Source organism: Streptomyces sp. NPDC032472 (genome assembly GCF_040636955.1).
Classification (GTDB): Bacteria; Actinomycetota; Actinomycetes; order Streptomycetales; family Streptomycetaceae; genus Streptomyces.
Genome location: NZ_JBEZVK010000143.1, coordinates 1 through 7,245, shown reverse-complemented (window position 1 = coordinate 7,245; position 7,245 = coordinate 1). Strand labels below are relative to the sequence as shown.

The 7,245-nt window shown below is 74.4% G+C and carries 8 protein-coding genes; 3 read left to right on the top strand and 5 right to left on the bottom strand.

Going from position 1 to position 7,245, the window contains the following annotated elements:
• The first annotated feature begins 273 nt into the window (after positions 1–273).
• The gene (locus tag AB0F11_RS36940) at positions 274–939 is read left to right on the top strand and encodes an SH3 domain-containing protein (RefSeq protein ID WP_362183925.1); all 666 of its coding nucleotides are present in this window, start codon (positions 274–276) and stop codon (positions 937–939) included.
• A 25-nt stretch (positions 940–964) separates the two neighbouring features.
• On the opposite strand, the gene AB0F11_RS36935 is transcribed toward AB0F11_RS36940, so the two are convergent.
• From AB0F11_RS36935 to AB0F11_RS36920, 4 genes are all read right to left on the bottom strand, one after another.
• Positions 965–1,318 (bottom strand): NTP pyrophosphohydrolase, encoded by a 354-nt coding sequence (locus AB0F11_RS36935; protein ID WP_362183922.1) that lies wholly within the window; start codon positions 1,316–1,318, stop codon positions 965–967.
• 66 nt (positions 1,319–1,384) lie between these two features.
• Complete coding sequence (locus tag AB0F11_RS36930) at positions 1,385–2,326, bottom strand: AAA family ATPase (RefSeq protein ID WP_362183919.1); 942 nt, start codon at positions 2,324–2,326, stop codon at positions 1,385–1,387.
• Between the two features lie 3 nt (positions 2,327–2,329).
• Complete coding sequence (locus AB0F11_RS36925; protein ID WP_362183916.1) at positions 2,330–3,544, bottom strand: RNA ligase; 1,215 nt, start codon at positions 3,542–3,544, stop codon at positions 2,330–2,332.
• A 130-nt stretch (positions 3,545–3,674) separates the two neighbouring features.
• Positions 3,675–4,109 (bottom strand): VOC family protein, encoded by a 435-nt coding sequence (locus tag AB0F11_RS36920; RefSeq protein ID WP_362183913.1) that lies wholly within the window; start codon positions 4,107–4,109, stop codon positions 3,675–3,677.
• 42 nt (positions 4,110–4,151) lie between these two features.
• Between AB0F11_RS36920 and AB0F11_RS36915 the strand changes: the two genes are divergently transcribed.
• Positions 4,152–4,856: a response regulator transcription factor gene (locus AB0F11_RS36915; protein ID WP_362183910.1), complete on the top strand. Its 705-nt coding sequence runs from the start codon at positions 4,152–4,154 to the stop codon at positions 4,854–4,856.
• Positions 4,857–4,933: 77 nt separating this feature from the next.
• Complete coding sequence (locus tag AB0F11_RS36910; protein WP_362183907.1) at positions 4,934–5,560, top strand: YoaK family protein; 627 nt, start codon at positions 4,934–4,936, stop codon at positions 5,558–5,560.
• A gap of 365 nt (positions 5,561–5,925) precedes the next feature.
• On the opposite strand, the gene AB0F11_RS36905 is transcribed toward AB0F11_RS36910, so the two are convergent.
• Complete coding sequence (locus AB0F11_RS36905; protein ID WP_362183904.1) at positions 5,926–6,894, bottom strand: tellurite resistance/C4-dicarboxylate transporter family protein; 969 nt, start codon at positions 6,892–6,894, stop codon at positions 5,926–5,928.
• Positions 6,895–7,245: the final 351 nt, after the last annotated feature.

Below are 7,245 nucleotides of genomic sequence, written 5' to 3'. Positions count from 1 at the left end.
GCGGGTGCGCCCGGGGCCGCCCCGGCCCGTCCGCCCGGGGGCCCGGTCGCGCTGGCCTGGCCCGTTCGGGGGCGGGCACGGCCTGCGCAGGCCCGGGCCGGCAGCCAGCCGTACAGCGGGGACGGATTGGGCATTTCGGGCTAAAGCGCGGTGAGTCACCGGGGCGGTGCGACCCGTCCTCGCCATAGTCGTGCATGGCGACCGCCTGGTTGCCGCCCCCGGTCCGCCGTGCAGCGCGCGGCCGGGTGGACGCCTTCACAGAGGAGCCTGCCCATGCAGAAGCCCGCCAGGACCGCCCTCGCTCTCGCCGCCGGAAGCCTGGTGCTCGGCATGGTCGGAGCGGGCGCCGCTGTCGCGGACGACGGCCGGACGGAGAACTCGTCGGAGGTCGTCCTCGTCGAGCCGAAGGGCGACGGGCCCGGGAAGTACGGCGACAAGGACTACACGGTGGGCAGGGTCGTCGCGCGCGGCTCGCTCAAGATCCGCAGCCGCCCGTCCACCAACGCCCCCGTCGTCGGCCTCCTGAAGTCCGAGCAAAAGGTCGCGATCCTCTGCAAGATCCGCGGCGAGAAGGTCGACGGGAACGACATCTGGTACCGCCTCTACGTCAAGAAGAAGCACTCGGAGGACTCCGAGCACTCCGACGAGCACGGCGGCCGCCACGACCAGGAGGGCACCGACCTCACGGACGAGGACGAGGCGGCGGACGAGAACATCGACGACTCGGGCGACTGGGAGGACTCGGAGGACTCCGGTGCCTCAGAGGACTCCGACGACTCGGAGGACTCCGATGACGCGGAGGACTCGGGTGACTCGGGCGACTCGGGCAAGCGCGCCCGCGCCCGCGCCGCGAAGAAGGGGGACGACAAGGAGCAGGAGAAGGCCTGGGTGTCGGCCCGCTACGTGAAGAACCTGAACACCGTGATCTGGTGCTCCTGACCGTCCGGTCCCCCGGGCCGTCCGGTCAGTTCTCCGGGCGTACGGCACGCGGCCCCACGCACTGCGCTCCGTACGCCCGGACCCGGGCGCGCAGCTCCCGGTCCGCCGTGACCACGGTGCAGCCGCGCCCCGCGTACGAGGCCGCCAGCTCCACGATCCGGTCGTCGCCGCTCCCGGGCGCCGAGTCCACCCGTACGCCGGGCACGGACTCGACGCCCCGGGCCGCTCCCTCGACGACGAGGACGACGTCCTCCCCCTCGGCGCGCTCCCGCCGGGCCAGCAGGTCGCGCAGCCGCTCGGCCGCGGCCCGCCGGTCCCGCCACCAGCCGTCCGGCACCGAGCCGACGACGTTTGCCCCGTCCACGATCAGCACGCTCACGGCTCCAGTATCGGCCGCCGGCGCCGCGGCGTGCGCGTCCTGCGCAGCGTGCGCGTGCCCGGCGGCCTAGAAGTCGCCGTAGTTGACCTGCCAGGTCGGCAGGCCCATGCGGCGCCAGACCGCGACCACCCGGTCCCGGTCGTCCAGCGACACCCGCACGGCGTACCGGTGCCGTACGTGCGCGTCGAACAGCTCGGCCTTGACCACGTCGTCGCGGCGGGTGTCGCCGAGCGGGCGCATCCACAGCTCGTCGTACGGCACCTTGTGCCGCTCCAGCCACTCCTCCGTCTGCGGCCGGTGCTCCTCGCCGCGCCCCGACAGCAGCACGATCCGGTCGCCGTCGGCCCGCCGGAAGGCGTCCAGGGCGTAGCGCACCGGCTCGTTCAGGGCGTCGATCCCGCAACGGGAGAAGTCGTACGGGCTGCGGTCGCCGGTCAGGGCGAGCGTGCCGTCGATGTCGCACATGACCGCGGAGGGCAGTGACGGGTCGGCCCTGTACGGCTCCACGGCCGGCTGGTCGTTGAGCCATTCGGCAGTGAGCCGCCAGCCGCCCTTCTTGGCGCTCGCGTGCTTCTGCGCGAGGATCCGGATGACCTCCTCGCCGACCGGCCGCTCGCGCGAAGCGTCACGGCGCAGGCACTCCTCCACCGGCACGTCGGTGAAGTCGTGGACGACGAAGGTGGCGCGCCCGGCGACGGCCGCCTTCAGCCGCTTGGGGATGCGGGACGTCAGGTGCGTGTTGTCGACGACCACGTCGAAGCCGTCCTCGACGGCCGCGCGGACCGCGGCGTCCTGGATGGCCAGCACGGTCTGCTCGTGCCGGTACGAGCGGCCCCGCTCCGGGTCCGGCACGTCGAGCATGCTGCGCAGGTCGTCCAGGTTGACACGGCGCATCCGCCCTGCGGCCTCGGCCTGCAGGGCGCGCGCGGCGGTGGTCTTACCCGAGGCGGGCAGCCCTGTCATGACGTGGACGACGGGGCGTGCGGGCCCTTCGGGTACTGCGGACACTGGTCAGTTCTCCTCATCGGTCGTGAACGGGTCGGACGCCTGCGGCCGGATGTGCCGCCAGACGACGAGCTCGGTCGGCCGATCATCCAGACGCAGGAACACCGCTGCGCGGATCCCGCTGTCGGGCAGCGACTTCGCCGCGCGCGCGAACGCGCCCCGGTCGGCGGCGAGGTGCGCCAGCCCCGCGAAGGCCTCGTCGATGGCCCGCTCGCGCTGCGCGGCCCCGTCCTCCAAGCGGGCGATGACCTCGCGCACCCACGTGTCGAACTCGTCCGGCACCTGCTCCAGCAGCGCGTCCAGCGGCTTGCCGCTCGAGGCCTCGACGTCGGCGATGCTGCAGCCCAGCGCCTGTGCGACGTGCCCGGCGGGCAGGTCGGCGAAGCGCTGGATGCCGTGGCTGCGCCAGATGTCCCGTTCGGTGACACCGGTGAGCACCTTGTGCAGGCGTACGTACTCCGACAGCTTGGCCTTCGCGCGCACGCCGGAGGCGAAGCGCAGGACGAAGCCCTCGGCGTCGGTGCCGGTGGCGGCGGAACCGCCGGGCAGGGTGTTCGACTCGGTCAGCGCGACGAGTTCGTCGAGCGGCATGGCCGGCCAGACGGTGACGACGGAGCCGATCCCCTCCCAGTGGGCCGCGGCCTCGGCGAGCGGCACCTCGGTGCCGTCCGGGCCGAACGCGGCCAGGAGCACCAGGTCCCGGCGGTCGCCGTAGTCGACGACGATACGGTTCTGCGGGTAGAGGATCTCGGCGAGGTACGTCACGCCCGGCACCAGCCCCGAGGTGTCGCGGCCGTCCAGGCGGCGCTGTGCCCAGGTCGCCTGCGCGCTGATGAAGGACCCCTTGGAGGCGACCCGCCAGGCGCCCGCGTAGTGGAACACCACGGCGAGGCTGCCGTCGACCTTCTCGTACACCTCGAACGGCTCGTCCGGCAGGGCCGGGGCGTAGGGCCGACCCGACTCGTGCTCACCGACGTTGAAGAACTTCGGCAGCGGCAGAGCGACGACGGCGCCGGTGGCGTCGTCGGCGACGAGTCCCCGGCACCGTATCGTCACCTGGTTCCAGGTCTGCTCGTACTGGGCCGTCCGCGTGTACGTGTAGATGGACAGCGGCAGTTCGGGGTGCGCCTTGCGGCTGACGAGTCCGGCCTCGATGGCGGCGGCCAGTTCCTGCCGCGGCAGCAGGTCGTGCAGGTTCAGGTAGGCCTGGCTGTGGCCCATGGGGTTTCCTCCCGTTGCGAGTTGCCTCATTCTCGACTGCGGGAGGGCGGGCCCGGTAGCGAATTATGCCTGGTGGAAGGGGTACGAGGGGCCGACCGGCGGTCCCGGGCTCCCGAAGTCGGCCGACTCCTCAACGGGACACGCAGAGCTCGTTGCCCTCGGGGTCGACGAGCGTGGTCCAGGTGAAGGGGCCCTGGCTGCCCTCGTGCAGGAGCTTGGCGCCCTTGGCGATCAGCCGTTCGACCACGGCCTCCGGGGCGTCGGAGCCGGTGCGCACGTCGAGGTGGACCCGGTTCTTGACGGTCTTGGCCTCCGGAACGAGCTGGAACAGGACGCGGGGCGCCCGCTCAAGGCCCTCGGGGTGGCGGATGGCGGCGCCCGCCTTCCACACCAGCCTGCCGCGGTGCGTGGTGGTGTCGTCCTGCGCGGCGCGTCCCTCTTCGAGCATCCGGCGGATGAATGCCTCGTCGGTCGGCTCCACTTCCCATCCGAGTGCTTCCGCCCACCAGTCGGCGAGCGGGTGCGGGTCGGTGCAGTCGATGGTCACCTGGAACGTGTAGGTCATGGAGGGACCCTACTGAGGAGCACTGACAATCGGGGTGCGTGCATGGAACGGGGCCACGTGGCGCGGGTCGTCGTCGCGGACGACGAACCCATGGTCCGCTGGAGCCTGCGGACGGGCGTCGAATCGAGCGGGGAGTTCCACGTGGTGGCCGAGGCCGCCGACGGGGAGGAGGCGCTGGAGGCCGTACGGGCCCACCTGCCGGACATCCTGCTGCTGGACACCCGCATGCCGCGGCTGGACGGCGTACGCACGACAGCGACGCTGCACGCCGAGGCGGAGGCGGAGCGGGAGGAGGGGGCGGAGGGGGGCGCGGGGCCGGTCGGCATCATCGTCATGACGGCCCTGGGCCTCGACCCCGAGGTCGAGCAGGCCCTCGTCCTCGGCGCGGACGGCTTCCTGCGCAAGGACGCGCCCCGGGAGGAGCTGCTCGCCGCGCTGCGGGCCGTGCGGGACGGGGACGCCGTCATGCCGGCTGAGGTGCTGGGGCAGGTCCTGCGCGCCGTGCCGGCCCCCGGGGCCGCCGCGCGGCGGCAGGCCGGGGAGCGGCTGGCCGAGCTGCCGCCGCGGGAGGCCGGGCTGCTGGCACTGGTCGCCCGGGGGCTGGCCAACCGGGAGATCGGCGAGCACCTCGGGCTGCCCGAGGAGACCGTGGCGGGCCGGGTCGGCCTGCTGCTGGCCGAACTGGGCGCCGCCAACCGGCTGCAGCTCGCCCTCCTCACGCACGCCGCCGGACCGGAGGGCGGGTGAAGCGGCGACCTCGGCGCGGGATCCTGCGGAGACCGGCGGAGCTGCTGTTCCCGCCGCCACCGGAAGGCGGCGGCGGCTTGCCGCACGGGCTGTTCCCGCCGCTGCTGGTGGCCCTGACCTTCGTCAGCGGGCTGGTCGACGCGGTGAGCTACCTGTCCCTCGGGCACGTCTTCGTCGCCAACATGACCGGCAACGTGGTCTTCCTGGCCTTCGCGCTCGTCGGCGGGCGCGGGCTGTCCTCCTGGGCCTCCCTGCTGGCGCTCGCCGCCTTCGCGGCCGGGGCGGTCGCGGCCGGGCGGGTGCACCGCGACCGCCCCGCCGCGCGGCTGTTCGTACCGCTGGTCCTGGCGCAGGCCGCCCTGGTGACCGGTGCGCTGGTGCTGTCCGCGGCCGTGGTGTGGCGGCTGCCGGTGGTGGGGCTGCTGGCGCTCGGCATGGGCATGCAAAATGGCGTCGTGCACCGGCTGGCCGTCCCCGACCTCACCACCACCGTGGTGACGCGGACCCTGACGGGCCTGTTCGCCGACCTGTGGGGGCCGGCGTCCGTCCGCCGGGTGGTGTCGGTCGGCGTGCTGTTCGCCGGGGGGCTGGTGGGAGGTCTGCTCACGGTGCACCGGCGGCCGTGGTGGGCCCTGGCGGTGGCGGCCGCCGTCCTCCTGTGGGTCGCCACCACTCCCGGCCCCACACGGCCCGCTGCACCGTAGCCCGGGGCCGACCCGTCGACGCCTGAGGCAGGGGCTCCGTGTCAGCAGCACCCTGGGCCCCCGGCTCCCCCGTTACCCGGGCTCCCCCCGGCCCCGCGCCTCAATCGCCGGCGAGGCTGACATGGCCCAACCCCGGCTTCGCATGCCGCGAGCCTTGCCTTCGGATCGACGTCGACGCCGTGGAAGCGGGGGCGCACCATTTCAGCCCCCGGGATCGAAGCAAGGGCCCGGCCACCTCGGCCCCGCCGGCGTTTGAGGCGCGGGTGCCCGGGGCAGCGCCCCAGAACACCCGGGCCCGCCCGGCCCTCGGGCCAAGGCCCGGCCACTTCGGGCTCGCGCTCCGGGGGAACCGGGTCCCGCCGGGGTCAGCGGGACGGGTCGCGGGGTGCGGTGGGGGCCATGCGGGTCGTGGCGAAGGCCGCGGCGGTCAGCAGCCAGGCACCGACCGAGATCCACAGCAGCACCTCGCCCACCGGGCGCAACGCTTCGACCCCGGTCGGCCCGGCCGCGGACAGGCAGGCCGTGGCCGTCATCCCCAGCGGGAACACGGTCGCCCAGCGCCGGATGTCGTAGTGCGGCCGCCACCGCCGCAGCTCGGCGGCGAGGAGCAGCACGTACCAGGCGAGCGACAGCGCGAGCGTCACCAGCGTGGTCCAGCGCAGCACCTCGTGCGCCCACCCGGTCCAGAGGGGCACCGCGGTGAGCTTGGACGCGGCCAGGGCCGAAATGGCCAGGGCCCCGCCCGCCACCCAGTGGTCCCCGGCCCCCCGCACCACCTCGCGCAGGTCGAACCGGACGAAGGCCGGCCCGTACAGCAGCAGCCCGAGGCAGAACGCGGCCAGCGCCGCCCAGGCGAGCCAGTCCCACCGGCAGGCGACGGCCAGGATGGCGGCCACCACGGCGAGCCCCTGGGTGGCGACGCAGACCAGGAACGCCGCCCCGGACATCCGCCGCCCCCAGTGCCGTACGACCGTGAACAGCAGCCCGGGCCATACTGCGGCCGCCAGCGCGAGCAGCACGGCCGCGGCGGTGTTCCACCCGAGGAGGGAGAGCCGGCAGCCGAGGACGGTGGTCGCGGCCACGGCCATCAGGGCGGCCGGGGTGTCGGCCTCGGCGCGGAACCGGCCGCGGTCGCCGATGAGCCGGGCCGTGAACGCGAAGGCGAGGACCAGCCAGAGCGCGGCGGCGAGGGCGAAGGCGATGAGGGAGGGGATCTCGCTGCCGATGAGGTGGAGGCCGACGGAGATGATGCCGGGGGCCATGATCGCGGCTCCCGCGGCCGGGGGGAGCCCTGTCCACCAGCGGCGGGCGGGCGGGGGGAGCGCCTGCTTCACCCTTCCACCGGACCTCGTTCGGCCACGGACCGCGAGTGCGGTGGCCCATTGGGGCAGGCAGCCCCGCCACCGCGCCACGGTGATCGAGTCCGCGGCCTTCCACACCACCGCCCCGCCCCCGGGGCCCGCCCCGGCCCAGGCCCACGCCCGTGGTGATCGGTATCCGGCCCGCGGGGCCCACGGTCGGCAACTCCAGCCTCGCCGGCGTTTGAGTGGGGGTCCCCCCGGACGAAGTCCGGGGGAGGGTCCGGGCAGAGCCCGGTGCCCGGCGGAGCCGGGTCCTCCCCCAGCTACCGCTGGGAGGTGCCCCCAGGGGCTCCGCCCCAGACCCCGGGGCGCGGCCCGCGGCCC

Excerpts from the sequence above, each read along its gene's own strand:
- AB0F11_RS36940 (WP_362183925.1), top strand. The coding sequence starts at position 274 with ATGCAGAAGCCCGCCAGGACCGCCCTCGCTCTCGCCGCCGGAAGCCTG.
- AB0F11_RS36925 (WP_362183916.1), bottom strand. The coding sequence starts at position 3,544 with ATGGGCCACAGCCAGGCCTACCTGAACCTGCACGACCTGCTGCCGCGG.
- AB0F11_RS36920 (WP_362183913.1), bottom strand. The coding sequence starts at position 4,109 with ATGACCTACACGTTCCAGGTGACCATCGACTGCACCGACCCGCACCCG.
- AB0F11_RS36915 (WP_362183910.1), top strand. The coding sequence starts at position 4,152 with ATGGAACGGGGCCACGTGGCGCGGGTCGTCGTCGCGGACGACGAACCC.